Annotated in this window: 22 protein-coding genes; 11 read left to right on the top strand and 11 right to left on the bottom strand. The window is 74.9% G+C overall.

The window, feature by feature from the left end; translation table 11 throughout:
• Positions 1 to 106 precede the first annotated feature (106 nt).
• Complete coding sequence (locus AC068A_RS27985) at positions 107 to 1,333, bottom strand: MFS transporter (RefSeq protein WP_478589023.1); 1,227 nt, start codon at positions 1,331 to 1,333, stop codon at positions 107 to 109.
• 109 nt (positions 1,334 to 1,442) lie between these two features.
• Here AC068A_RS27985 and AC068A_RS27980 point away from each other — a divergent pair, with 109 nt between their 5' ends.
• Both AC068A_RS27980 and AC068A_RS27975 read left to right on the top strand, forming a co-directional pair.
• Positions 1,443 to 2,549, top strand: a complete 1,107-nt coding sequence (locus AC068A_RS27980; protein ID WP_478589022.1) for an ArsR/SmtB family transcription factor — start codon at positions 1,443 to 1,445, stop codon at positions 2,547 to 2,549.
• A gap of 62 nt (positions 2,550 to 2,611) precedes the next feature.
• The gene (locus tag AC068A_RS27975; protein WP_478589021.1) at positions 2,612 to 2,986 is read left to right on the top strand and encodes an alpha/beta fold hydrolase; all 375 of its coding nucleotides are present in this window, start codon (positions 2,612 to 2,614) and stop codon (positions 2,984 to 2,986) included.
• 5 nt (positions 2,987 to 2,991) lie between these two features.
• Here AC068A_RS27975 and AC068A_RS27970 read toward each other — a convergent pair whose 3' ends face one another.
• The 5 genes from AC068A_RS27970 to AC068A_RS27950 form a co-directional block, all read right to left on the bottom strand.
• Positions 2,992 to 6,216 carry an amidohydrolase family protein gene (locus AC068A_RS27970; RefSeq protein ID WP_478589020.1) on the bottom strand — a complete coding sequence of 1,075 codons (3,225 nt, stop codon included), beginning with the start codon at positions 6,214 to 6,216 and terminating at the stop codon, positions 2,992 to 2,994.
• 284 nt (positions 6,217 to 6,500) lie between these two features.
• Entirely contained in the window at positions 6,501 to 7,724 is a 1,224-nt protein-coding gene (locus AC068A_RS27965) for a cytochrome P450 (RefSeq protein WP_478589019.1), read from the bottom strand.
• 193 nt (positions 7,725 to 7,917) lie between these two features.
• Positions 7,918 to 9,147 (bottom strand): glycosyltransferase, encoded by a 1,230-nt coding sequence (locus tag AC068A_RS27960; protein WP_478589018.1) that lies wholly within the window; start codon positions 9,145 to 9,147, stop codon positions 7,918 to 7,920.
• Positions 9,144 to 9,920, bottom strand: a complete 777-nt coding sequence (locus tag AC068A_RS27955; protein ID WP_478589017.1) for a MerR family transcriptional regulator — start codon at positions 9,918 to 9,920, stop codon at positions 9,144 to 9,146. Before AC068A_RS27955 ends, AC068A_RS27960 begins: the two co-directional genes overlap by 4 nt.
• Positions 9,921 to 10,183: 263 nt before the next feature.
• Entirely contained in the window at positions 10,184 to 10,966 is a 783-nt protein-coding gene (locus AC068A_RS27950; RefSeq protein ID WP_478589016.1) for a hypothetical protein, read from the bottom strand.
• A 190-nt stretch (positions 10,967 to 11,156) separates the two neighbouring features.
• On the opposite strand from AC068A_RS27950, the gene AC068A_RS27945 reads away from it, so the two are divergent.
• From AC068A_RS27945 to AC068A_RS27930, 4 genes are all read left to right on the top strand, one after another.
• Positions 11,157 to 12,464, top strand: a complete 1,308-nt coding sequence (locus tag AC068A_RS27945) for a flavin-dependent oxidoreductase (protein ID WP_478589015.1) — start codon at positions 11,157 to 11,159, stop codon at positions 12,462 to 12,464.
• A complete protein-coding gene (locus AC068A_RS27940) occupies positions 12,461 to 13,444 on the top strand; it encodes a hypothetical protein (RefSeq protein WP_478589014.1) in 984 nt (327 codons plus the stop codon). The genes AC068A_RS27945 and AC068A_RS27940 overlap by 4 nt, the downstream gene beginning before the upstream one ends.
• Before the next feature lie 117 nt (positions 13,445 to 13,561).
• A complete protein-coding gene (locus AC068A_RS27935) occupies positions 13,562 to 14,578 on the top strand; it encodes a quinone oxidoreductase family protein (RefSeq protein WP_478589013.1) in 1,017 nt (338 codons plus the stop codon).
• A gap of 396 nt (positions 14,579 to 14,974) precedes the next feature.
• Positions 14,975 to 15,673, top strand: a complete 699-nt coding sequence (locus AC068A_RS27930) for a hypothetical protein (RefSeq protein ID WP_478589012.1) — start codon at positions 14,975 to 14,977, stop codon at positions 15,671 to 15,673.
• A 300-nt stretch (positions 15,674 to 15,973) separates the two neighbouring features.
• Here the strand turns inward: AC068A_RS27930 and AC068A_RS27925 are convergent, their stop codons facing one another.
• Positions 15,974 to 16,723 carry an RDD family protein gene (locus AC068A_RS27925; RefSeq protein WP_478589011.1) on the bottom strand — a complete coding sequence of 250 codons (750 nt, stop codon included), beginning with the start codon at positions 16,721 to 16,723 and terminating at the stop codon, positions 15,974 to 15,976.
• A gap of 283 nt (positions 16,724 to 17,006) precedes the next feature.
• Here AC068A_RS27925 and AC068A_RS27920 point away from each other — a divergent pair, with 283 nt between their 5' ends.
• Positions 17,007 to 18,428, top strand: a complete 1,422-nt coding sequence (locus AC068A_RS27920) for a chloride channel protein (RefSeq protein ID WP_478589010.1) — start codon at positions 17,007 to 17,009, stop codon at positions 18,426 to 18,428.
• Between the two features lie 35 nt (positions 18,429 to 18,463).
• Here AC068A_RS27920 and AC068A_RS27915 read toward each other — a convergent pair whose 3' ends face one another.
• Positions 18,464 to 18,886 (bottom strand): secondary thiamine-phosphate synthase enzyme YjbQ, encoded by a 423-nt coding sequence (locus AC068A_RS27915; protein WP_478589009.1) that lies wholly within the window; start codon positions 18,884 to 18,886, stop codon positions 18,464 to 18,466.
• Between the two features lie 110 nt (positions 18,887 to 18,996).
• Positions 18,997 to 20,298, bottom strand: coding sequence for a ricin-type beta-trefoil lectin domain protein (locus tag AC068A_RS27910; protein ID WP_478589008.1), 1,302 nt, complete (start codon positions 20,296 to 20,298; stop codon positions 18,997 to 18,999).
• A gap of 416 nt (positions 20,299 to 20,714) precedes the next feature.
• Between AC068A_RS27910 and AC068A_RS27905 the strand changes: the two genes are divergently transcribed.
• From AC068A_RS27905 to AC068A_RS27890, 4 genes are all read left to right on the top strand, one after another.
• Positions 20,715 to 21,722 carry a M4 family metallopeptidase gene (locus AC068A_RS27905; RefSeq protein WP_478589032.1) on the top strand — a complete coding sequence of 336 codons (1,008 nt, stop codon included), beginning with the start codon at positions 20,715 to 20,717 and terminating at the stop codon, positions 21,720 to 21,722.
• 57 nt (positions 21,723 to 21,779) lie between these two features.
• Positions 21,780 to 22,049, top strand: a complete 270-nt coding sequence (locus tag AC068A_RS27900; RefSeq protein ID WP_478589007.1) for a protealysin inhibitor emfourin — start codon at positions 21,780 to 21,782, stop codon at positions 22,047 to 22,049.
• Complete coding sequence (locus AC068A_RS27895) at positions 22,046 to 22,813, top strand: hypothetical protein (protein ID WP_478589006.1); 768 nt, start codon at positions 22,046 to 22,048, stop codon at positions 22,811 to 22,813. The genes AC068A_RS27900 and AC068A_RS27895 overlap by 4 nt, the downstream gene beginning before the upstream one ends.
• 120 nt (positions 22,814 to 22,933) lie before the next feature.
• Positions 22,934 to 23,878, top strand: coding sequence for a YhjD/YihY/BrkB family envelope integrity protein (locus tag AC068A_RS27890; protein WP_478589005.1), 945 nt, complete (start codon positions 22,934 to 22,936; stop codon positions 23,876 to 23,878).
• Between the two features lie 93 nt (positions 23,879 to 23,971).
• Here the strand turns inward: AC068A_RS27890 and melC2 are convergent, their stop codons facing one another.
• Together melC2 and melC1 are read right to left on the bottom strand one after the other, a co-directional pair.
• Positions 23,972 to 24,817, bottom strand: a complete 846-nt coding sequence (gene melC2, locus AC068A_RS27885; protein WP_478589004.1) for a tyrosinase MelC2 — start codon at positions 24,815 to 24,817, stop codon at positions 23,972 to 23,974.
• The gene (gene melC1, locus AC068A_RS27880) at positions 24,814 to 25,248 is read right to left on the bottom strand and encodes an apotyrosinase chaperone MelC1 (RefSeq protein ID WP_478589003.1); all 435 of its coding nucleotides are present in this window, start codon (positions 25,246 to 25,248) and stop codon (positions 24,814 to 24,816) included. Before melC1 ends, melC2 begins: the two co-directional genes overlap by 4 nt.
• Positions 25,249 to 25,267: the final 19 nt, after the last annotated feature.

The raw sequence follows: 25,267 nt of genomic DNA, 5'->3' as shown, positions 1-25,267 counted from the left end.
GCCGGCCCGGCACGCGCAGTGCGAGGCGTGCACGTGCCGGGCCGGGGGGCGGCGTTGCCGTTCGGTCTCCGGACACGGGTTTTCGCCCCGGCCCGGCCCGACCGCCTCACCTGCCGCGGCGGGCTCCGCCGGCCTGCGAGTACGGCGCGATCGCCGGGCCGGGCCGGCGGCGGCACGCGGACAGGTGGCGTAGCAGGGCGGCGCCGGCCAGCAGGGCGAGCAGTGCGCAGACCGCGGGCCAGCCGAACCGGGTGTAGGCGCGGACACCGAGCCAGGAACCCGCGGTGCCTCCCGAGTAGACACAGGTCATGTAGGCGGTGTTGAGCCGGCTGCGGGCGTCCGGGCGCAGCGCGTACACCCGCGCCTGGTTGGCGACCATCCCGGACTGCATGGCGGTGTCCAGCAGCAGGATGCCCGCGGTCAGCGCGGCCAGACCGGCCGGGCCGCCGAGCCCGCCCGCCACGAGGACGGCGGCCGCCGCGAGGATCCCGGTCAGGGAGACCAGGGTCACCCGTTCCGAGCCGTGCCGGTCCACGAGGCGCCCCGCGACCGGGGTGCACAGCATGGTGACCCCGCCGACCAGGGCCAGCAGGCCGACGGCCTGCGCCCCCATCCCGTACGCCGGCCCGGTCAGCAGCAGGGCCAGGCTCGTCCAGACGGCCGAGAACCCGGCGAAGACGGCGGCCTGGTAGAAGCAGGAGCGGCGCAGCTCCGGCTCTTCACGCAGCAGCCGCAGCGGCTCCGCCAGGAACGCGCCGTACGGGCGGCGGGCGGCGGAGGCGTCCGGGACCGTGTCCGGCACCGCGTACCGCATGACGGCCGCCAGTACCAGGGTGACGACCGCGGCCACCAGGTACGGGGCCCGCCAGCCCAGCCACTCGCCCAGCACCCCGCTGAACGTACGGGCCAGCAGCATGCCCCCGGTCGACCCGCTCAGCAGCGTGCCGAGCACCGCGCCCCGCCGGTCGGGCGCCACCAGTCCGGCCGCCAGCGGGCCGATGACCTGCGCGGCCACGGTCGTCAGCCCGACCAGTGCGCTGGCGGCGACCAGGGGCGGCAGGGCGGGGGCACAGCCCGCGCCCAGCAGGGCCAGACCGGTGAGGGAGAGCAGGACGACGAGCAGGGGGCGGTGCCGGATGCGGTCGCCGAGCGGCACCAGCAGGACCATCCCGGCGGTGTAGCCGATCTGGGTGGCGGTGACCACCAGCGTGGCCTCGTCGGCCGGGACGCCGAGCCCGGCGGCGATCAGTGGGCCGACGGCCTGCGGGAAGTACAGGTTGCCGACGGCCACGGCGCAGGTCACGGCCAGGATCAGCACCAGGCGGCGGCTCATCCGGCCGCCCCGGGGGACGCGCCCGGCACGGGGTTCGGGTTCGGGGTGGTCATGGAAGGAAGTCCACGGCACCGGACGCGCACTGCCAACTGATGTAGCGTACGGCTTAATGATCAGCTTCGAGCTCGGTGTCGAGGACCTCGCGGACACGCGGTTCGCCGTCTCGCCCCTGAGCGAGACCGTTCTGAGCCTGCGCATCCTGCGCGATCCCGGGGTGTCCGCGCTGCACCTGCCGTGGCGCAGGTCCGTCCTCGCCCGGCTCGGGGCCCTGGACACCGGCCTGCTGATGTCCCTGGTCGCCGGCCGCCTCACCCTTCCCGACTTCCTGACCCCTCGGCCCGAGGCCTTCGAGCCGGCCTTCGAGGAGGAGCTGGCCGTCGTCCGCCGGACCCCGCCGGAGCTGGTCCGCCGCGATCTGCTGGCCGCGCACGCACCGGATGCGCTCCCCGACGCGCTGCGGGCGGCCGTGGACGCACCGCCCGCCCGCGGGGACGCGCCCGTCGCCGAGCTCCGTGACCGCATCTGCGAACTCCTGCACCGGTACTGGGAGATCGCCGTCCAGCCGGTGTGGCCGCAGATCCGGCTGGTGGCCGAGGCCGACATGACCTACCGGGCGCGGCAGCTGGCCCGGGGCGGCGCCCGGCTGCTCTTCGCCGACATGCACCCCCAACTGCGCTGGGAGGACGGCGGATCGCGGGGCGTCCTGCGGGTCCACCGGACCATCGGCGGGTACGAGGCGCAGGCGTCCGGCCGGGGCCTGCTGCTGGCGCCCTGTGTGTTCGCGCACAAGCCGGCGCCGCCCGTCAGCCGGGACGAACCGCCCTGGCTGCTCTACCCGAGCCGCGGGGTGGCGACCCTCTGGGCGCCGGCACCCGGCCCCGCGCCCCTTCCCGCTCCCGCTCCCGGACCCGCTCCCGGACCCGGTCCCGGATCCGGGCCCGTCCCGGCCGCCGGTCCCGCCGGTCCCGCCGGGCCGGGGGTCGCGCCGGCCCTCGTACCGCTTCTCGGCGCGCCCAGGGCCCGGCTGCTCGGACTGCTCGCGGAGCCGCAGGCCACGGTCGAGCTGGCCCGCCGCCTGCGGGTCACGCCGAGCGCCGTCTCCCAGCACCTGCGCGTGCTGTACGCGGCCGGGCTGGTCACCCGGGCCCGCCACGGCCGGCAGGTACTGTACCGGCGCAGCGCACTCGGCGAGCAACTCGCCGCCGGACGCCCGTAGCAGCGGGCCCGCGGTGCCCAACGGCCGCTTGTATCGGGCCGGTTCCCGCAGACCTACGCGTCGTGCTCGTACTCCTTGAGCGTCATGGCGGTCGCGGTCTGACCGCCGCCTGCGGCCCCCTCGGCCCGATCGTCGCGCCGGACCTGCGCCCCCTGCCCGACGGCAGCGACTGGCGGCTGCCCTTCCACCCACAGGGCACCGTCGACTCCGAGAAGGCGGTGCACGGCGACCACTGGGAGCAGTGGCTGGCCGGCGAGTGCCCCGCACTGCTGGTCCACGGGCTGAGGAGCCAGGTGCTGCCTGCGGAGCGGGCCCTGGAGATGGCGGCCCGGCGTTCGCGGACCGCGTACCGGCCGCTGGAGACCGACCACTTCGTGCAGCTCGGCGACCCGGAGGGCTTCGCCCGTGCCGTCCGGGACTTCCTCGCGACCCTCTGAGTCCGTCACATGTGGCAGCAGCCGTCCCGCAGCATCTGCCGGGTCACCGCGAGCCAGTCCTCCGACTCCGACTCCGCCTCCGACTCCAGGTTCGTCGCCGCGCTCCCGGCATCGCGTGTCGCCGGGGCCGCGGCCCCCGCGAACGCGGCCTCCATGGCCCGGCGTTCGTACAGCACCCCGCCCCGCAGCGCCGCCCGGATCCGGATCAGCTCGGCGAAGTCGGCGAACGGGTCGCCGTCCACGAGGGTGAGGTCGGCCAGCCTGCCGGGCTCCACCGTGCCGAGGTGCTCCGCCACCCCGAACATGCGGGCCGGGGTGCGCGTCGCCGTCGTCAGCGCCTCGGCCGGGGTCAGCCCGTACCGGACCAGCGCCCGCAGCCCCAGGTGCAGGTGGAGGCCGACCGGGACGAGCGGGGCGTCCGTGCCGAGCGCCACCCGCCCGCCGTCCCGCAGGACCCGCCGGTAGGTGTCGACCTCCCGCTCCAGGACGGTGAGCTGCTCGGCGGTCGGCGGCTGCGCCGCGGCCGCCCGCACGACCTCGACGTCCCAGGGCGGCATCAGCGCCGTCACCCGCGGGTCCGTCGCCGTTGCCGGATCGGCGCCGAGCAGCGGAAGCGCGGTGAACGGGGTGGCGATCAGGTCGAAGCCGCCGCGCGCGTAGACCGCCACCGTGTCCTGGTGGGTGAGCCCTCCCGGGGTGGCGCCGTGCCCGTACTCGGCGCGCTCGGTGGCCACCAGATGCGTGGTCAGGTCCTGCCCGGACTGGATCCCCGCCGCGCACAGGTGCGATCCGGCCAGGACGCCCAGCCGCTCGTGGGCGAAGGCCGCCGCCTGCTCCATCTGCCCGTACGGGGCGCGCACGTACGTCTTGACGAGGTCCCAGTCCAGCTCCGCGGCACGCTCGAGGGTCCGGGCGAAGCCCTCGCGGGTGCGGTGGGCGCGGCCCATGCTGTAGGCCACGCGCGGCCCGTCGAGCAGCTCCCCGCCGGCCAGCAGACGCGGGGCCGTGAGCAGTCCGGCCCGGATGTCCTCGCGCAGCCTGGCCTGTTCGTGGGCGGAGCCGCCGAGCGAGACCGTGGTGGTGACGCCGTACGCGAGCTGGAGCAGGCCCTGGCGGGCCCCGTAGGTGTACGGGTACGAGTGCACGTGCGCGTCCCACAGGCCGGGCAGCACCGTCGCGGCGGACGCGTCGACGAACCGGCCGGCCCGGCGGGTGCGCGCCGGCCGGTGCGGTTCGACGGCGGTGATCCGCCCGCCGCTGACGAGCACGTCGGCGTCGGCGCGGGGCGCCGCCCCCGTGCCGTCCCACAGCAGTCCGGCGTGCACCACCGTGTTGACGGGGGCGGGCCGCCGGTACGACAGCACGACCGGCACGGTGCGCGGCGCACCGGCGGGCCGGCCGTCCGCGTCCAGGGCGAGCAGCCGCAGCCGGGCCCCCGACAGGTACAGCAGGGTGCGGGAATCCGCCGACCACGACGGATGGTCGGCGGGTTCGTCGGTCAGCCGGCGGGCCGGGCCGGAGGGGCTGCCGTCGGTGTGCACCGGCAGCAGCCACAGGGCCGATTCGCTGACGCAGGCCAGGTGGCGGCCGTCGGGCGACCAGACGGGCCCGCTGGCGTAGCGGTCGGAGAGCGAGGCGTGCGGGGCGAGGGCGTGCAGCCGGTCCCGTCCGGTGTGCGTGTCGACGATCCGGATGAGGTTGTACCCCTCGCGGAAGCGCCGGCTCAGCCGGTTGCGGTCGCACAGCGCGAGGTACCGGCCGTCGGGCGACCAGCTGGGCCGGCCGGGCAGGCCGCCCCCGCCGAGCGCCGCGACCAGCGGGGTGTCGGTGCCGGCGGCCAGGTCGCGGACGAGGAGCCGGCCGGCCAGGTCCAGTGCAGCGAGCCGTTTGCCGTCCGGGGAGGGGACCCCGTAGACGCGGCCGCCGGCGGCGAGCACCGTGTCCCGGCCGGTCGCCGGGTCCAGCCGGCGCACCGCGTTCAGGCCGGACCGGTCGTCGGTGTAGACGAGGGCCGTGCCGTCCGCGGTCCACACGGGGCTCTGCACGTAGGCGGTGGCGGGGGACCGGAGGATCCGGCGGGGGGTTCCGCCGCCGACGGGCACGGTCCACAGGGCGTTGAGGGCGGCGAAGGCCACGCTGCGGCCGTCGGGCGACAGGCAGGGCAGGTGGATCCCCCGGACCGGTCGCCTCCGTTCGGCCTCGAGGACGTACTCCTTGAGCCGGGGCCGGGGCCGGCGCACCTCCAGCACGGCGTCGAGGGGGATCTCGCGGCCGGTGTGGTCCCGGTGGGGGCAGATCACCCGGAACCGGCCGTCGAGCGTGACGAGCAGGTCGTCGTCGCCGATCCAGCGCGGGGGAGCGGGGGCGAGATCGCCTTCGAGGGGGACGAGCCGGCCGTCCACGAACAGCGTCATCGTCTCGGCCTTGCGCGGTCCTGGCAGCGCGCACAGCCATGCGGTCCGGCCGGCCGGGGACACCGACGGGGCGAGCAGCTTCCCCTCGGCGGCGGTGTGTTCGACGCGTACGGGGCCCTCGCCCCCGGCCGCGACGGAGGCGAGGGTCCGTGCGGTGAGGGTGTCCCCTTCCACGATGCCCCGCACGAAGAGCACCCGGGTACCGTCCGCCGACCAGGCGGGGTCGTAGTCCTCCCACTCCGCCGCCAGGGCGGGGCCGTTCTCGGCGGGGGCGTCCTGGCCGGGCAGTCCGGTCAGCCGGCGCAGCCGCCCGTCCCGGACGCCGACCGTCCAGATCCGGTACGGGCTGCCCGCCACCGGATCGCCGCCGCGCTCGGAGCAGAAGGCGAGGGTCTGCCCGTCGGGTGACCAGGCGGGAGCGCGGTGGTCGAACATGCCGTCGGTCAGCTGCCGCAGCCCCGAGCCGTCGGGCCGCATGACCCAGATGTGGAAGGCCCCGCCCCGGTAGGCGCTCATTGCGACGCTGCGGCCGTCGGGGGAGAACACCGGGCGGCACGGCTCCAGGTCCGGCGGCGTGAGGGGGGTCGCGGCGCCGCCGCCCGGGGGCACCGACCAGAGGACGTTCTGCACCTCGGCGATGACGCGGTCGCCCGAGGCGGTGGCGGTCGCCGCGCCGTTGGTAGCGGCCGTGAACCGGAGCCCGACCGCATCGCCGGCGGCGGCCCGGGCGCCCGAAGCCCCCGAGGTCCCGTCGGCCGCCGACGCGGCAGCGTCCGCAGCCCCTGCCGGGGTCGCGGCCGGCAGGACCGTCAGCACGCCACCGGAGACCGCCTTCAGAACCGCCCTGCGCCGCACCCGCACCACAACCCCTCGCCCCGCTCCGCCGACGACACCCGTCAGCCGCTGAACGATCAAGGGGCCAGGGAGGCAACGGCACGGGCCGCGGCCCGGGACCGCCGACTGCGCCGGGGCTGCGGGCACATGACCGTTTCTGCGGTCCGCCACTGCGGCCCGTACGCCTGGCAGCACTGGCGCTTCGAGGCCTGACCGGCCGCCCTGATCGCCGCCGCGGGCGTCCTCCGACCGGCGCCGCCCGGGACCTACCAGCTCACGTGCAGCACCTCCGGTGAGCGGTGGATCAGGGTCGGGCGCATGCGCGGCGGCGGACGGTCCCCGTCCAGCCGCAGATCCGGCAGCCTGCGGGACAACAGCTCCAGCGTCAGGCGCAGTTGCTCACGGGCCAGCCGGGATCCCGGGCAGCCGTGGGGGCCGTGCCCGAACGCGAGGTGGCTCCGGTCCGCGGGGCGCCGGATGTCGAACTCCCGGGGCCGCTCGTACCGTTGCTCGTCACGGTTGCCCGAGCCGTACGCCACGAGCACGGTGGCACCGGCGGGAAGCCCGGTCCCGGCGAGCGTCACCGGCCGGGTCGTGGTGCGCCGGAAGGCCTGGACGGCCGCGTCGAAACGGGCGCCCTCCTCCACCGCGGCCGGGATCAGACCCGGGTCGGCGCACAGCATCCGCCACTGTTCCCGGTCGGCCAGCAGGTGCAGCAGGGTGGTCGCGATGAGCGCGCTCGTCGTGAGGAAGCCGGCGATCAGCAGGTTCTGGAGGGCCGCCACCAGCTCGTGGCGCTGATCGACGGTCAGTTCCGCGTCCCCGGGGGCCAGAGCGGCCACCAGCTCCGAACACAGGTCGTCGCGGGGGCGGGCACGCCGGTCGCGGGCGAGGCGGTCCAGCAGGTGCTGGAGGGCGACCACGTCCTCGGCGGCGGCCGCCTGCGCGTGCGGCGACAGCGGGCGGAACGCCAACTCCTCGGCCCGGTATCCGCCGTGCACGGCCGCGGGAACGTCCGCCGGGTCCAGCCCGATCAGCCGTCCGATCACCTGCCCGGGCAGCCGCCGGGCGTACGCCTCCACCAGCTCCGCGGACCCGTCGGCGGCGAAGGCGTCCACCAGCCCGTCCGCGCAGGCGCGGGCGTACGGGACGACCGCCGCGACCCGGGCCGCGGACAGCCCCCGGCTCAACGGGGCCCGGAGCCGGCGGTGGGCGGCTCCGTCCGAGGAGACGACGGCGGGGCGCGGCTCGAAGCCGCCCGCGAGCACGCCGAGCGCCTCCTGCGAGGGCGGTACGTCCGGCAGCATGGTGTGCGCCGAGGAGAAGTCCTCCGTGCGGCGGAGCACCTCGCGGACGTCCCGGTCGCGTGCCACCAGCCAGGCGTCGGCCTCCGGCACGTACAGCAGACCCTCGGCCCGGCGGGCGCGGGTGTAGCGGGGATAGGGGTCGCGGTAGAAGGCGTCCCGCCTCGCCTGGTCCTGCCGTGCCACACGGGCCTCCGGATGCGCGGTCGGGTCCGGCCGCCGCATCCGGCGGTCCGGACGGGGTTCCGGTGCGTCGGCATCCTGCCCGACGCCGGCCCTGCCCGGAAGACCGCCTCGCCGCCCCACCGGGCCACCGCCCCACCGGCCCACCGCGTTCCGCACCGGCATCCGCGGGCGGTGCCGGCGGCCGGCGGGGGCGTCACCCCGACAGCAGGCGCTCCACCTCGCGGACGACCTGCCCCGCCCCGTCCTCGGCGGCCATGTGCCGGGCGACGGCTTCGGCGCGTGCGCGGTGCTCCGGTTCCCGCACGGCCGCGCGGAGCGCCCGTGCGAGGGTGGGCGCGGACAGTTCCCTGAACGGGATCGGTCCGGTGGCGGCGCCCAGCGCCGCGACCCGGCCGGCCCAGAACGGCTGGTCGGCCGTGACCGGGACGGGGACCGCCGGCACCCCCGCCCGCAGCGCGGCGGCCGTCGTACCGGCGCCCCCGTGGTGCACCACGGCCGCGGTATGCGGGAAGAGCAGCTCGTGCGGCACCTCGCCGACGGCCAGGACGTCGTCACCGGCGGCGCGCAGGCCCGCCGCCCCGGCCTGGAGGACGCCCCGGAGCCCTGCCTCCCGCAGGGCCCGTACCGCGATGTCGCCGAGCCGTTCGCCCTCACCGGCCGCCATGCTGCCGAAGCCGATGAACACCGGCGGCGGCCCGGCGTCCAGGAAGTCGGCCAGTTCCGGCAGCCGCCGGGTGTCCTCCGGGCAGTGCGGCCACCAGTTGCCGACGACCTCCAGGCCGGGCCGCCAGTCGTCGGGGCGGGGGAGGAGGGCGGAGCTGAAGCCGTGCAGGACGGTCCAGCCGGCCCCGCCCAGCCGCTTGCGCACCGCCCGCTGGGCGACCGGCGGCAGGCCCAGCGTGCTGCGCAGCTCCCGTGCGGCCTCGGCGTGCATCCGGTCGACCACGCGCAGCGCGAGACGGCCCGCGGCCCGGTTCCCCCACGGGCCGAAGGAGCGGCCGGCGGCAACCACCGGAGGGAAGCCGCCCGTGGGATCCACCGGCTGGAGGTACACCCCCAGGGCCGGTATCCCCAGGGCCTCGGCCACGTGCCAGCCCAGCGGCGCCGTCGTGGTCGACAGCAGCAGGACATCCGCCCCGCCGGCCCCGCCGGACGCTCCGGCGGATGCGGCGATCGCCGCCATGCCCTGCCCGAGCTCCCGGATGAAGACGGCGGCCCGGCGCATCGTCCCGCTGCCGGCAGGCCCCCCGCTCGGGTCGGCCGGGATCCCGCGGAACTCCAGCCCGGCCCTCTTCACCAGGTCCGCGAACTGCTCGGGCGCCGCCAGGGCGACATGGAATCCGGCATCCCTCAGCCGGCACCCCAGACCGGTGTACGGGGCGACATCGCCGTACGATCCCGCAGCCGTGATCAGCACCCTCATCGCGAGTGCACCCGCCCCGCGTTGGCGTGGACGGCGTCCCGCAGGTACCGGTCGAGCCCCGGTCGCTGCTCGGGGGCGGGCACGACGAGGGCGAAGGCACGCGCGTCCTCGACGTACTCGTCCGCGATCCGGCGGTGCATCTCCGGCGGGCACGGCGTGAACCAGCGGCTGATGTGCCCGCGGTGCTCCTCGGCGAGGTCCATGGTCCGGGGGCTGTCGGAGGCCGCCCCCTCGTCGAAGGCCGCGACGAGCGACCGCCGCCAGACCGCGGCCTCGGCCATGATGGCGCGCCAGTCCTCCTTGGTGTGGGCGGCCGCCCGGGCCATGGACCGCTGGTGGCCCTCGCTCTCGCCCCACTTCAGGTGCGCGTCGGTCGCGTAGCTCAGGTCGAACGCGACGTCCCCGAACACCTCGAACCGCTCCTCCGGGGTGAGCCGTACGCCGGTCTGCTGCACCTCGATGGCCCGCTCGGCGACCTCCACCAGGCTCTGCAGGCGGTTGATCTGCTCCTTCAGCGACCGGTGGCGCTCCCGCAGGTGGCTCAGGGCGTCCGCCTCGGGGTCGGCCATGATCGTACGGATCTCGTCGAGCGAGAAGCCGAGCTCGCGGTAGAAGAGGATCTGCTGAAGCCGCGCCAGGTCCGCGTCGCTGTAGAGCCGGTAGCCGGCGGGGCTGCGCTCACTGGGCGACAGCAGCTGTTCCTTGTCGTAGTGATGCAGGGTGCGCACGCTGACCCCGGCGAATCCGGACACCTGTCCGACTGAATAACTCATGGAACGACCTTTCCGATCCGTCGGACCGAGCCTGGGGCCTGACGTAAGGGGAGGGTCAAGCGGAGCCCGGACGGCGTGAGCAGGACCGGAGCAGGCCGTCGCGGGCAGCCGTCCACGTCCCGGCCCATGCTAGGCGGGCCGCAGGCCACCACCGCCGTTCCGGCCGTCCGTGCCCGCGCCATCGGCGGTGGCGGCGAGAACACGGGCTCCCCGCCTCCGGACCGGAGTCCGGAGGCGGGGAGCCCGAAGAAGGGGGCGGCAGGTCAGCCCTTGGGCGCCGCCACGGGGACGGGCCGGCGGGCGGCCCGCGTCATGATGACGTCCACGGGCACGTGGTTCGCCTTGAGCGCCGCGTACGCCCGGCACAGGGCCTGCGTCCGGACCGTCCGCCGGCCGGCGGCCGCCGTCAGGTCGCCCGCGCACTGCAGCTCCCACCGGGGGAAGCGGCGGCGCACCCGCGCCACCGGGGCACTGGGGACGAAGTACAGCATGGTGGTGTTCTCGTGCGGGTTGTGGGCCGAACCCTCGTACACCATTCGGCCGCTCGTCTCCAACCGGTCCGCGAGACGGGTCAGGGTGCTCTCCCCGGCCCGCTCCATGAACAGGCCCACATGGTTCTCGAAGCCGTGGACGCGCTCCTTCTCACCCACGTCCTCCTTGTAGGCGGGGCTGGACCGCGGGAAGAGGAAGACCTCGACATCGGGGGCCGGGCCTGCGGTGACGCGCAGCCGCGTCACCCGGATGTCCGCGTCCTCGGGCAGCCAATGGCGCTCCACCAGACGGCGCTTCACGAGCACGCTGGGTATGGTGGTGGAGGCGACCCAGCCGTTTTCCTCGAAGTACTCGAGGGCGGATTCCACGGTTTCCGGGAACAGCAGCGTCGCGCAGTGGGAAACAACGCAGTCGCTCCCTATTTCCCGTTTGAGATCGCCGGGTATCCAGGGCGGCAGGAGATAGTCCAGCGATTTCCTGGAGGCGTGGAGGGCGTAGTCAACAGCATGCTGGAGGCGCTGGACGTCGCACGGTTCGAACGGCTCGTGATGCATGTCGCAGCCTTTCTGTTGCCGACACCTGATTAAAGCCATGTCACCCATCAGGCGGCACTCGGCCGTACGCTGATCGGGTGACTGGTCCTCGTTGACCTGCGCATCTCGCCTTTCGCCGGTCTCGGGGTTGTGCTCCTCGCCGAACTGCCGCATTTTTGGGCCGAAGAGGTCTTCCCTGGAGGTGGCGAGAATGTCTCGGTACGGCAGAAGGAATCCTCCGCGCATCCTGATAGCCGGTGCCGGAATCGGCGGACTGACGACCGCCCTCAGTCTTCATGCGGCAGGGCTGGACAACGTACTGATCGTGGAATCCTGCCCGCGGCTGCGCCCCGTCGGAGCCGGGATCAACCTGCAGCCCGCCGCCGTTCGCGAACTGACCGAACTGGGCCTGGGCGAGGCGCTCGACGAATCCGCCGTGGCGACCGCCCGGCTGGAATACCACCACCGCTACGGCGGCCTGATCTGGGGCGAGCCGCGCGGACGCGCCGCCGGCTACAACTGGCCGCAGTACTCGGTGCACCGGGCCCGCCTCCAGGAGCTGCTGCTCGCCGCCGTACGCGACCGCCTCGGCCCCGACGTCCTGCTCACCGGGTGCCGGCTGACCGGCTACGAGACCGGCCGCGACCGGGGCCGCGCCCGCAGCCCCGTGCGGGCCCGCCTGGCGGGCCGGCCCGACCCGCTCCCGTGCGACCTCCTCATCGGCGCGGACGGCATCAACTCAGCGGTGCGCGCGGCCATGTACCCGGACGAAGGGCCGCCGCTGCGCAACGGGATATGCATGTGGCGCGGCATCACCGAGGGCGCCCCGTTCCTCGACGGCCGCACCATGGTCATCATCGGCTGCAACAGCAGGGTGAAGGCCGTCGCCTACGCCGTCTCCCGGCCCGACGAGCACGGACGGTGTCTCATCAACTGGGTCGTGGAGAGCCGCACCGGCGACGACGGGGACACCGACCCCCCGCGCGGCGGCCCCGACTGGGAACGCGACACCGTGCCGCCGGACACCGTACTGGCCCATCTCGGCGGCTGGCGCAGCGACTTCCTCGACCTCCACGGCGTCATCGCCGCGGCGCCCCGCATCGCCCGCTACCCGATGATCGACCGCGACCCGCTGCCGACCTGGCGGGACGGCCGCGTCGTCCTGCTCGGCGACGCCGCCCACCCCGTCTACCCGACCGGCTCCAACGGCGCCTCGCAGGCCGTCGTCGACGCCCGCGTCCTCGCCTACGAACTCGCCCACCACGACGTGGACGAGGCCCTTGCCCGGTACGAGGCCGCCCGCCTGCCGCAGACCACCCGCCTCCTCGCAGCCCACCGCCGCCTGGAACCCGACCCCCTGCTCCGCCGGGTCGAGGCCCTCGCCCCGAACGGCTTCACCGACATCCGCCACGTCCTGCCCGAGGACAGCCTCGACGGCATCAGGTCCTGCACCCTCCAGGTGACCGGCATGGACGCCGCAGCACTCAACTCCCGTACCTCCTGGAGCGTCGCGGTATGAACAGCCCCCGCACCCTGCACCCCGCCACCGCCGCCGGACTGGCCTGCGTCGCCCTTCTGGCCGCACTCCTGCCCTCGATCTGGCAGCCCCCCGACCCCCGGCCGCGCTCCGGCTCCGCCCCCCGGCTGCCCGCCTGCGGCCCCCGTACCGGCGCCGCGGCCTGCGTCAGCCTCGGCCCCGCCGCCGCCCTCGGCCGCGGCACGGTGCGGACGTACAGCGAATACCGGAACGGCACCCCGCAGGCCGTGGGCATATCCCTCACCGCCCCCGCCCTCACCGCCCTGCCCACCACCCCCACCGACGGCAAGCACTGCCACGACGTGGACGCCGACGGCAGCATTGACCCCGCCCACGAGTGCGTCGGCGGCCACAGCCTGGAGCTCGCCCTGCCCGGCACACCGCCCGGCTCGGCCGGACTGCCCTTCCGCTGGGCCCTGTTCAACTGGAACCCGAACGGGCACAACCCGCACGGCCGCTACGACGTCCCCCACTTCGACGTGCACTTCTACCTCGTACCCAAAGAGGTCCGCGAGGGCATCCGGATCGGCGGGTGCGCCCTGCTCATCGCCTGCGACCAACTGGCCACGGCCGCCCGACCCGTCCCCGCCGCCCACCTGCCCGCCGGCTATCCCGCGAGCAGCCCGCAGACCGCCGAGGGCGCCATGGGCGCCCACCTGGACAGCCGGCCGCCGACCACCGGCACCCTCACCGGCCAGACCTTCATCTACGGCGCGTACGCGGGCGGCCTCATCTTCATGGAGCCCATGCTCACCAAGGACTTCCTGCAACACCACCGCGACTCCGGCGGCGGCCGCCGCACCTGCGACCCCATCCCCCAGCCCGCTGCCTGGCAGACGTCCGGCTGGTACCCCACGCGGTACTGCACCGCGTACCGGCCCGACCAGGGCGACTACACCGTCTCCCTGACGGACTTCGTCCACGCGCCGGCGTCACCCCGGTTCGCCGCCACGGGCGGCTGAGGCACCCGCGGCCGGGCGGTCGCCCCGCCCGCGTGGCGCTGTCGCCGCGTCCCGGCCCGAGCCGCCACAATCGGACCGTACCCATACCGCCTCATCGCCCGTTTTGGGGGCCAGTCGATGTATGCAGCCGTGGTCCACGCCCTGGGTCAGCCGCCCCGGTACGAATCCGTGCCCGAGCCCGCCCTCGCCGCCGGCGAGGTCGTCGTCGAGGTGCTGGCGGCCGCGCTGTACCCGTTGGTGCGCTCGTTCGCCTCGGGCGGCCACTACACGGGCGGTGACGCACTGCCGCTGGTACCCGGATTCGACGGGGTCGGCCGGACCGCGGACGGCGGACTCGTCTACATCCCGGCGCTGGAGCCGCCCCAGGGGACGATGGCCGAACGCGTCGCCGTCCCGTCCGCCTCCCTCATGCCCGTACCGGAGGGGCTCGACCCGGCCGTGGTCGCCGCCGCCATGAACCCCGCCTCCTCCGCGTGGATCGCCCTGCGCGAACGGGGCCGGCTGCGCCCCGGGGAGTCGGTGCTCGTCCTCGGCGCCACGGGGAACGCCGGGCGGGCCGCCGTCCGACTGGCCCTCGACCAAGGCGCGGGACAGGTCGTGGCGGCCGGGCGCGACCCGCTGGGCCTCCAGGCCGCGACGGCGCTGGGCGCCGCCCGCACGGTCCTGCTGGAGGGCGCCGACGAGGAGGTCGCCGACGCCTTCGGCGCCGCGGCCGCCGACACCGACATCGTGCTGGACTACCTGTGGGGCCGGCCCGCGGAGCTCGCGCTCGACGGCATCCTGCGCCACCGCGCCGACCTGACCCGCACACTGCGGTGGGTGCAGGTCGGCTCCGCCGCCGGGCCCGACATGACACTGCCGTCCGCGTGGCTGCGCAAGGCCGACGTGGACATCTGCGGCAGCGGACTCGGCTCGATCTCGGCCGCCCGCCGCAGCGCCTGCCTGCGCGAACTGCTCACCCGGCTGCCGACCCTGGCACCGACCAGCGAGATCGTCCCCGTACCGCTGGCCGACGTGGAAACCGCGTGGGAAACCCCGCTGCGCTCCGGCGCCCGCATCGTCTTCGTCCCCGCCGGCGGCGACGGGCACCGCTCCGGTGCGGCGCAACACCGCAAGGACCGCGAGGCGGTCTGAGCGGACCCCCGCGCTCCTTCGGCGCGGCCGTGTGCGCGCATGGCGGGCATCGGTGGGCACATGCAGCGCCACGGGCCGTCCTACGTCCCCCCTCGCGGCCGTGATCGGCACCGTGGTCCGCTGCCCGGAGACTGCCCTGCCGTGCAACGGCGGCAGCGGCTGCCGGGTGGACCACCCCGACTGCGGGAAGGCGGGCTGCGTGGAAGCCCGCCAAGCGGCCGGGCGGCCACGGGAAGGCGCCGGCCGCCGAGCCGCCCGCCTTCCCCTGAGCGCCGGGTCCGCCCCGCCCCGCGTGGGGGAGGGTGTGCTCGCTGGCCAACCTGCGGGCGGGTTCCGGCCTTCGCGGCGCAAACCCTCCCTGACCCATGTCTGCCGGGCGTACCGTGCGCTTACCGGATGACACGGGCGCGACGGGGGCGGGCGATCTGCATGGCGGCGTACGACCGGGACGTGGCGACGAGGCTGGCCCGCCAGGCGGTGGCCCGGGCGGCCCCGCACGAGCTGGCGCAGTTCGACATGACCGCGGAGGCCTTCCACAGCGCACCCGGATACCGGCAGCTCGGCGGCGGCGCCCGCCGCGGCGATCCGCTCGGCCTGGGCCTGGAGACGGCCGCCGCCCTGCTCGGCACGGTCGCCCTCGCCGCCGCCGTACAGGTGCTCAACCACCTGTCCCAGCAGGCGGCCGGCGAGGTCGTCGACAGTGCCCGCCGCGGCCTGCGGGGCCGCTTCCGGCGCCGCCGGGACCGGCAGGCCGAGGCCCCCCGCGCGCTGCCGCCCCGCGAGCCGCTGTCCGCGGCGCAGCTCGCCGAGCTGCGCCAGGTCGCCCGCGACACGGCGCTGCGGCTGCGCGTGCCGGAGCCGGCGGCCCAGGCGATCGCCGACGGCATCGTCGCCGAACTGGCCACCCTCACAGCGGAACCGGCCGCCGCCGCCCCGGGCCCGACCGCCGCGCCGCCGCCGCCCGGCCCGACCGCCGCGCCGCCGCCGCCCGGCCCGGCCGCCATGCCGGCGTCGCCCGGGCCGGCCGCCGCGTCAGCGTCGCCCGATCCCGCCGCCGGGCAGTCCGCACCGGACCCGGCAGGCGGGGCCGGGTGACGGCAGCACCGCTCCCCGGCCCCGCCGGCAGCCGGGCCCCCGCCGCCGCGAACCCTCCGCCGGGCGCGGCCCCTTTGTTCCGGCGTCGGGCACGACGGTGCGCTTCCTCCTCCTCAGCGCGGCCGTCACCGGCGTGACGGCGATCATGGTGAACGGCCCCGCCGACAGCCGGGCCCCCGCCGCCGCGATCCCGCCGTTGGCGGGGGCCGGTCGGGCGGGGGCCGTTGCCGCCACCCCGTATCCGGGGCGGGAGCGTCCTCGCCCGCGCGCGATCCGCCCGGCGTGCCGGGCGGTGATCCCTCAGGCCGCGAGGTCGCGGCGCCGGGCGTACCGGAGCCCGGCCAGGTCGGCGTGGTACATCTCGCCGTCGTCGTTGTCCGTGACGGTGCCGCGCGCCGCCCCGCCGCCGCACAGGCCGCGGAAGAACGCCCGCACCCAGTAGTACGGCTGAAGCGGCAGCCAGCACAGGCCGCACAGCCAGCGGTAGACGGTGCGCCAGAACCCGGGGCGCCCGCCGTCGGCGGCGCGGATCACCCGTATCCCGGTGATCAGCTTGCCCGCGCTCGCCCGGAACAGGAACGTCAGCAGGACCTGGTTGACGAAGGACGTGCCGAGCAGCACCGCCAGGGCGGTCAGCGGTCGGCCCTCGTGGCCGCGCGCCATCAGGTACGGGACGCCCACGGCGACGACGACGTCCAGCGTGGCGGCGAGCCCGCGCCGCGCGTCCCCGGCGGGACGCGGCACGTGCGGCCGCGGCGCCTGCCCGTACGGCTGGTGCTGCCCGTACGGGGCCTGCGGTGCGTACGGCGCGGCGTGCGGCTGCGGCCCGTGGGCGTGGCCGAAGGGGGCCTGGGCGTAGGGCTGCTGGGCGTAGGGCTGCTGGGCGTACGGCTGCTGGGGGGCCTGGGCGTACGGCGCCTGGCCGTGGGGGGCCTGAAGCTGCTGCGGGTACTGCTGCCGGGCGTACGGCGGTTGGGGCTGCTGCGGCTGCTGAGGGTGCGGGTGCTGCGGCGGGTACTGCTGGTACTGCCGTCCCGGTGGCGTGTTCATGTCCACATCATGCGGCACCCCACGTGCCGATCCGGCCAGGCGCGCGGCGGCCTTCGGCAGCGTGTTCGACGACGTGCGGGTCGAAATCCGTCAGGACGCCGCGGCTGCGGCCGCTTCACCCTGCATCACCCGATCGGTACCTTCCGCCTCGCCGCAGCCGTCCGCCCGGGTTTGCCTGGAGCAGGGCCACCAGGAGGTCACACATGCAGGGTGACGACACCGCTGACGAATCCGCCGTCCTCCGCCCCCTCGCGGACTTCCTCACCGACGCCCGGGAGCGGCCATGACCCCCTCCGACCACCCGGCGCCCCCGCCGTCGCCCCCGCCCCCGCCGTCGGTCGCGTCCGCGCCCGGCCTCCAGGCCGACCCGCACGTGTCGCCCGCCGACGCCGAGCCCGTACTCCGCGCCATCATCCTCAGCCGCGGCTACGCCCGGCTGATGCTGCTCTCCGTACTCATCGGCGTGCCCGTCGCCATCGCCTGCTTCTTCTTCGTCAGCTTCCAGCACCAGCTGCAGCACCTCGTGTGGGAGTCCCTTCCCCACACGCTCGGCTTCGACCGGGCGCCCTGGTGGTGGCCCCTGCCCACCCTGCTCCTGGCCGGGCTGATCATGGCCCCGATCGTCACCCGGATGCCGGGCAGCGGCGGCCACGTACCGGTCGACGGCCTCCGCGGAGCCCCCATGGGCCCCCGGGAACTGCCCGGCGTCGTGCTCTCGGCCCTGACCGTCCTCCCGCTCGGCGCCGCCCTGGGCCCCGAGGCCCCGCTGATGGCCCTCGGCAGCGGCCTCGCCCTGCTGTGGCTGCACGCCGCCCGGCGCCCGGTGGAACCGAAGATCCAGGCGATGGTGGCGACCACCGGGTCGACCGCCGCCATCTCCACCATCCTCGGCGGGCCGATCGTCGCCGCCCTGATGGTCGTCGAGGCGGCCGGACTGGCCGGGCCCCAGCTCGTCGTCCTGCTGCTGCCGTGCCTCGTGGCCAGTGCCGCCGGAGCCGTCGTCTTCACCGGCTTCGGCGAGTGGACCGGCCTGCCCGTCGGCGGCCTGACGCTGCCGCAGGTGCCGCCCGATACCGAGCCCGACGCCGGGGACTTCCTGTGGGGCATCCCCGTCGCGGTCGCCGTCGCCGTGGTGGTCGGCGTCGCGCACGAATTCGGCCGACCGGTCCTCGCCTGGACCCGGCGCCGCGCGGCGCGGAACACCGTGCTCGCCGCCCTCGCCGTCGGGGTCTGCTTCACCGCCTACGCGCTGACCACCGGCCGCTCCCCGGAGGAGGCGGCGCTCTCCGGCCAGATCACCCTGGGCGAACTCGCCGGGAACCACGCCTCCTGGCCCGTGGGCGCGCTGCTCGCCCTGGTCCTCTTCAAGGGCCTGGCCTGGGGCATCTGCCTGGGCAGCATGCGCGGCGGTCCCATCTTCCCGGCCGTGCTGATGGGCGCCGCGCTGGCCGTCGCGTGCGCGGGGCTGCCGGGCTTCGGCGCCGCCCCGGCGCTGGGCGTCGGAATGGCCGCCGCGACCGCCGTGGTCAGCGGCCTGCCGCTGACCAGCGCGGTGCTCGGGTCGCTGCTGCTCGGCCCCGATGCGCACAACCAGGTGCCGCTCGTCGTCATCGCCTCCGTCGTGGCGTTCATCACCAGCCGGTACGTCGTGTCCCGCCGCCGCCGACCGCCCGGCCCGGTCCTCGCCCACCCGGAGTCGACCTGACGACCCGGCCTCCGGCAGCACCCGGCCTCCGGCAGCTATCCGAGGAACGACAGCCGGACCTGCCGGTCGGGGTTGTCCTTGTTGGTGTCGACCAGGCAGACGGACTGCCAGGTTCCCAGCTGGAGGCGCCCGCCGACGACCGGCAGGGTCGCATGGGGCGGAACGAAGGCGGGCAGGACGTGGTCGCGGCCGTGGCCGGGGGAGCCGTGGCGGTGCTGCCAGCGGTCGTCCGCGGGCAGCAGGGTGCGGAGTGCGGCCAGCAGGTCGTGATCGCTGCCGGCGCCGGTCTCGATCACGGCGATGCCCGCCGTGGCATGCGGTACGAAGACGTTGAGCAGCCCGTCGCGGCCCGCCGCGGCTTCGGACAGGAACCGCTCGCAATGGCGGGTGAGGTCGGTGACGGTCTCGGAACGGCCGGTGGCCAGGTCGAGCACCCGGGTGGTGAATCGGTCGGACATGGGCACCATGGTGGTCCATCGCGGCGTGCGGTGGGCACACCCGCCGGCGGTGCGGCGGCCGGCGGACCCGCCCCGTGTGCGTCGGAGCGGGCCGCCGGCCTGGCCGGGGGCTACTTGGGAGCCACCCAGACCTGCCGCTTGTCGGCGTTCGCCGCGTACAGCTGGACCGGAGTGCCGTTGGCGGTCGAGCCGCCCTTCACGTCGAGCACCTTGCCCGTGCCGGCGTTCACGATCTGGCCCTTGGCGTTGACCGACCAGCGCTGGGCGGCCGAGCCGTTGCAGTCCCAGAGCTGGATCTTGTTGCCGTTGGTGTTGGCGTTGCGCGAGTTGTCCAGGCACTTGCCCAGTGCCCGGAACGTGCCGTCCTTGTAGAGGATCCAGGACTGCGCCGCGGTGCCGTTGCAGTTGTACAGCTGGATCTGGGTGCCGTTGTCGGCCTTGCCGCCCTTGGCGTCCAGGCACTTGCCGCCCAGCCCGGTCACCTTGCCCTGCGGGGGCAGCGCGGCCCCGCCCCCGGCGGCGAGCCGGCGCAGGCCCTGTACGTCGAACTGCTGGACGTACGTGCCGGCCCGCTTGTCCTGGTAGGCGTACGCGGGCGAGCACATGACCGGGAACTGGCCGGAGTCGGTGCCCTTGACGCAGTCGCCCTTCGTCAGGCTGCGGTTCGCGTGCGCGAGACCCAGGGTGTGCCCGAGCTCGTGGCTGATGTGGTTCTTCATGTACGTCTCGCCCATGGAGGCGGACGGCTTGCCCTGCGGGGTGAAGAACTCGTCGTCGATGTAGGCGTGTCCGCTGGTCACCGTCTCCGGCACGGAGGAGCTGGTGAAGCCGCAGCTCAGGTTCGCCGTCCCGGACCCGTCCCGGACCACCGTCCACCCCGTGCTGCCCATGGTGCCCTCGCCTGCGGGCGGCTTGCACGGGTGGTGCAGCACACCCATGACCACCTCGCCCTTGGGCCTGGCGTAATCCCAGCCCACCGGACGCGTGTCGACGGTGACGGGCAGGTTCGTGATGCGCTGGAGGTCTGCCGCCGACGCCTTCACATAGGGGGCCAGCCAGTCCGCGGACTTCTGGTCGTAGAACTTGATCGTGTAGCCGGTCGCCAGCCACTTGGTCGCCTGGTGGATCTTCCACCCCTCGCCCTGGGGTGCGGCGGCGGCCGCCGCGGCCCGCGCCGCCGCAGACCGGGCGCCGCCGGCGTCGAGCGACATGACACCGCCCTTGAACGCGGTGTGGTCACTGGCGGAGGTGGCGGTGTCCTCCGCGTGGGCGTCGGGCGCCGCCTCGACCGCCGGTATGCCCGGGCCGGCGGAGGCCGCCGCCGGCCCGTCGCCGGTGTCCTCGGTTCCGAAGGCGCTGTACGACATCTGCAGCCCGCCCACGATCGCCGCGGCGGCACACACCGCGACCACCGATGCCCGTTTCCTGGATCTGAATCCCAAGTCCCCGTTGCCTTTCATCATGGTTCGCTCCGGACTCCGGGTGCGGAATCGCACACGGGGATCCGGAATCGAACACATGATAGGGGAGGAATCTCAAGCGCCTCACCGCTCACCGGAGTTGACCCTCCGGCTCCCTACGGCACGGGCCGAGCGGACCACGGGGAGGGCGACGGCGGCGTCAGGCCCCGCACCGCCGTGTGGGTGTGGCCCGCGAGGCTGTTCGGACCAGCCGGAACGGTTCCCCGGGTGAGATCCCCGGGGTGGCGCCGGTCCTGCGCCGCAACCGGCGGGAACCTCGCAGTGTGCATCCCACTCATCCGGCCGGCGACGGTGCGCACCGCCCGTCCGCGTCCGGCACCTGCCACTGCGCAGTCCTTCCCCCCTACATCCTCGAGAACCTCGCCGAGGCGGACGACCCGAGGATCCGCGAAGCCGCCGAGAGGACGCTCGAGGTCGACGCCCGGCTGCGCGAGTTCCGGGCCGCCGCGCCGCGGGAGGTGACGCGCGCCCCCGTCACTGCGGGCGTCCTGGAGCGGACGGTCTTCGACACCCACGAGAGCCGCGAGCTCCCCGGTGACGTCGTCCGGACCGAGGGCGCCGACCCCGTGGCCGACGGCACGGTCAACCGCGCCTACGACGGCCTCGGTCTCACGTTCGCCTTCTTCGAGGAGGTCTACGGCCGCCACTCGATCGACGACCGGAACCTTCCGCTCGACGCGACCGTCCACTACCGCCGGAAGTACAACAACGCCATCTGGAACGGCCGCCAGATGATCTTCGGCGACGGCGACGGCATCGTCTTCAACGACTTCACCCTCACCCTTGACATCCCTGCCCACGAAATGGCCCACGGCTTCACGCAGTACACGGCCGACCTCGTGTACGAGGACCAGTCCGGCGCGCTCAACGAGTCCGTGTCGGACGTCTTCGGCAGCCTGGTCAAGCAGTACGCCCGCCGCCAGACGGCGGAGGAGGCCGACTGGCTGATCGGCGCCGGACTGTTCACGCCCGCGGTGCGCGGCCAGGGCCTGCGCTCGATGAAGGCGCCGGGCACGGCGTACGACGACCGCCTGCTCGGCGGCAAGGACCCCCAGCCGGACAGCATGGACGGCTACGTCGAGACGGACTTCGACAACGGCGGCGTCCACATCAACTCCGGCATCCCGAACCGCGCGTTCTACCTGGTCGCCACCCAGATCGGCGGCTTCGCCTGGGAACGGGCGGGCCAGATCTGGTTCGACACCCTCACCTCGCGTGAACTCACCCCGCGCGCCGGCTTCCGGGACTTCGCCCGGGCGACCGCCGCGGCGACGGAGCGGCGCTACGGGCGGGGGACGGAGTACGAGGCGGTCATCAAGGCCTGGGCGCACGTCGGCGTCAACGGCAATGGCTGAGCCGGCCCCGCCCCGCAGCACAGCCGCCCCCGCCCCCGCCCCCGTCGCACCGGCGCCATGCGCATCGAGGTGACCCGAAGCGGGGGCATCGCCGGAATCACGCGCCGGGCCGCGCTGGACACCGCCGGCCGGCCCGACGCGGCCGAACTCGAAGGCCTCGCCCGCCAGGTCCTCGCCGAGGCGGGAGCGGGGACCCCGACCGGGGTCCCCGACGGCTACCGGTACACCGTGACCGTGGACGGCCGCACCGTGGAATTCGCCGACCCGGACACCGGCGACGCCCTCGAAGAGCTGGTCGAGCGCGTATTGGAGGAGGCAGCGCAGTGACCGAAGCCCCCGAGGCCAAGGCCGCGGAACTCAAGATCAGCTTCGCCGGTGCGGAGGCCGCCGCGGCCCTCGACACCCTCGGGCCCGACCGCTCCGAGGGGCGCCGCCGCTCCATCCACTTCTGGGACCGCCCGCAGCAGGCGGCCGGCACCGGCGTCACACTGCCGCTGCTGGACCGCGGCGTCATCCTGCGCCTGCGCCGCGACCGCTCGGACCGCGGATCCCGCCCGGAAGCCGACATGACCGTCAAACTGCGCCCCTGCCCCGCCCTGCCGCCCCCGTGGCGGAAGGACCGCGAGGGCGACGACTGGGAGTTCACCGTCGAGGAGGACCGGTCCGGTCCCGCCTTCGCCCCCGTCCTGGCGGCCGCGCTCCAGGCCGATCGGGACGTCGAGGCGGCACACGACGCGGAACGGTCCGGCTCGCTCGACGGCATGCTCGTGGACCGGCACCGCGAACTGCTCGGCGCCGTCGGCCTGACCGGGGCGGGCCTCGGCGGCCTCACGGCCCTCGGGCCGGTGCACGCCGTCAAGTGGAAGCAGGACTGGGACGGGCTGCCCCGCACCGTGGCGATCGAGGAGTGGACCACCGGCCACGGCCTGCGCTTCCTCGAGGTCTCGGTGCGTACGGACCTGACCGACGCGGCGGAGGCCGGGCGGCTGCTCGTCGAGGCCCTGCGGGGGCGCGGGATCACCCCGCCGCAGACCGGTGAGACCAAGACCCGGGCGGTGATGACCGCCCTCGCGCGCGACCTGCGGCCGTGACCGGGGAACCCGGCCGATCTGCCGGCCGGCCCGGCCGCGTCTGGGTCCGACGGGGGATCCTGCCGGCCGCGTACGCGCGGGTCCCGGCCCCCGCGCTCCGGGAGTGGGAGATTGGGCCCCATGCGCGGCCGAACCCCCTCCGCTCGCGGCGCCCGCCGCCCGTCCCGGTGGCGTACCCGGTCCCGGAAGATGATCGCGGCGGCCAAGAGACAGCAGGAGCGGGCCGAGACCCGGTTCCCGGTGATCACCCACGTCGTCGAACGGCTCATCTCGGTGAACGTCTTCGACTCCGCCACCCGGCTCGCCGCCCAGGTCTTCCTGACCGCCGTGCCGCTGCTGTTCGTCGTCGCCTCGTTCGCCCCGGAGGGCGTGAGCGAACAGCTGATCGACTCCGTGCGGACGGCCTTCGGGCTGACCGGGCCGGCCGCCGCACAGCTGGGCGACCTCCTCGGGAAGGGCTCCCGGGACGAGGACGAGGACTTCCGCAGCGCAGTCGGCCTCGTCGGCGGGCTCATGGTCCTGATCTCCGCGACCGCCGTGAGCCGGGCCATGCAGCGGCTGTGCAAACGCGCCTGGGAGATCCCGCGCACGGAGGCCCGGGTCGCGGTCTGGCGCTGGATCGTCTGGCTCGCGGCGTGGACCGTGCTGCTGGTGGTGCAGGGCCCGGTGCGCCAGGGCTTCGGGGCCGGCACGTGGCTCGGCATCCCCCTCGTCCTGGCCCTCCAGACGGCGGCCTGGTGGTGGACCCAGCACCTGCTGCTCGGCGGCCGGCTGGCCCCCCGGGCACTGCTGCCCGGCGCGGTGCTCACCGCGGTCGTGGTCGGCAGCCTGTCCCTCACCGCCCGCTTCTACATGCCGCACGCCCTCAACCGGGCACTGGAGGCCTACGGTTCGACGGGTTCGGTGTTCGTCCTGCTGTCGTGGCTGATCGTGCTGTGCGTGGGGGTCACCGTGAGCATGGCCACGGGTGCCGCCGTCGCCCAGGAGCCGTACCTCGCCCGGCGTTTGGGCAGTCCGCCCCCGCGCCGGGCCTACCCGGGAGCATGGCGGCAGACACCGCCGTGAGCCCGCGGCGGGCAGGACCACGCACGTGACCCTCCGGCGGGCGGGACCTCGCCGATCGCCGCCCGCCGGCGCCCGCTGACCACGGCTGACGGTCTACGGCCGGCGCGGCGCGGCCCCCTCGGTGTCGAAGGTGTAGAACGCGCGGTGGTCCAGCATGTCGGCCGGTGTCACGTTGTTCCAGGGCCGCATCGGGCGCCTCAGGTCGACCACGTTCGGCGTGGCGGCGGCCGGCAGGTAGGCGGATTTCGGGTGGCGCCTCTGCCACTCGGCCCAGAGCATGTCGACGAAGGCGTGGTGCATCCAGAACACCGGGTCGTTGGGGGAGGCCGCGGTGCCCATGTGGCCGCCGACCCACACGTGGACCCGGTTGTGCAGGCCCGCGCCCCGCCACCCCTCCAGGTGGTTGCGGAAGCCGCCCGAGGAGCTGTTCCAGGGGGCCGTGTCGTACTCGGGCATGTCCAGCACGGCGTTCACCTCGGCCTTGGTCGGCAGCTGGGCCCCGCCCGCGCCGAGCGAACGCCGCAGGAACGCATGCCGGTCCACGCCCACCGTGATGTTCCACTTGCCCCCGGAGTACGCGAACGGGCCGTCGAGCACCTGGCCGTCCAGCGGCCGGCCGGTGCCGCCGAGGAAGTCCGGGGCCCACAGCGAGGAGGCGGGGGTGCGGTCCACGGTCCAGTCCCAGTACGGGAGGGACACCTTCGGATCCACCTTCTTGAGCTCGGCCTCGAAGTCCAGCAGGAAGCGCCGGTGCCACGGCAGGAAGGACGGGCAGCGGTGGCCGACCCGGTCGCCGAAGTCGGAGTCGGTCCGCAGGAAGGTGTTGTGCGTGGCGACGAACCGGTCGTAGACGCCGGTGCGCTTGAGTTCGAGCAGCGCGTTGGTGAAGGCGCGCTTCTCGTCGGCGGTGAGCGCGGCCTGGCTCTTGCGGACGGTCACTGCGCGGCTCCCTCGGGCGCGAAGGGGGCGAGCTGGGCCCCTTGGAGGGTGCGGACGGCGGCGCGGGCGGCCGCGATGGGATCGGGGAAGGACTCGTAGTGGTTGATGACGCTGACCCATGTGCCGTCGGCGTTGCGCATGATGTGCAGCTCGTTGCCGTCGATCTTGATGGTGGGCCAGGCGGGCAGGCCGTGGCCTTCGTGCCCGCCGCCCCCCTTGGCGAGGGATATCTGGATGCGGCGCCCCTCGAACACCTCGTCGATGCCCTTGGCGGGTATGGAGAGGCCCGAGGCGCTCACATCGGGCTGCGCCTTCGGATCGGGGGCCGGCGAGGACTTGGCCGAGTCGCACGCGACGAGGGCAGTCAGTCCGAGGGCGGTCGCCGCGCCGACGGCGGTGCCCAGGGCCTGTCTGCGAGTGATCTTCTTCATGGCATGAACATGTACCACG

The sequence above is a fragment of the Streptomyces sp. NPDC043854 genome (assembly GCF_056436005.1).
Note: the sequence above shows the minus strand (reverse complement) of the source record. Positions and strands in the feature narration are given on the sequence as shown.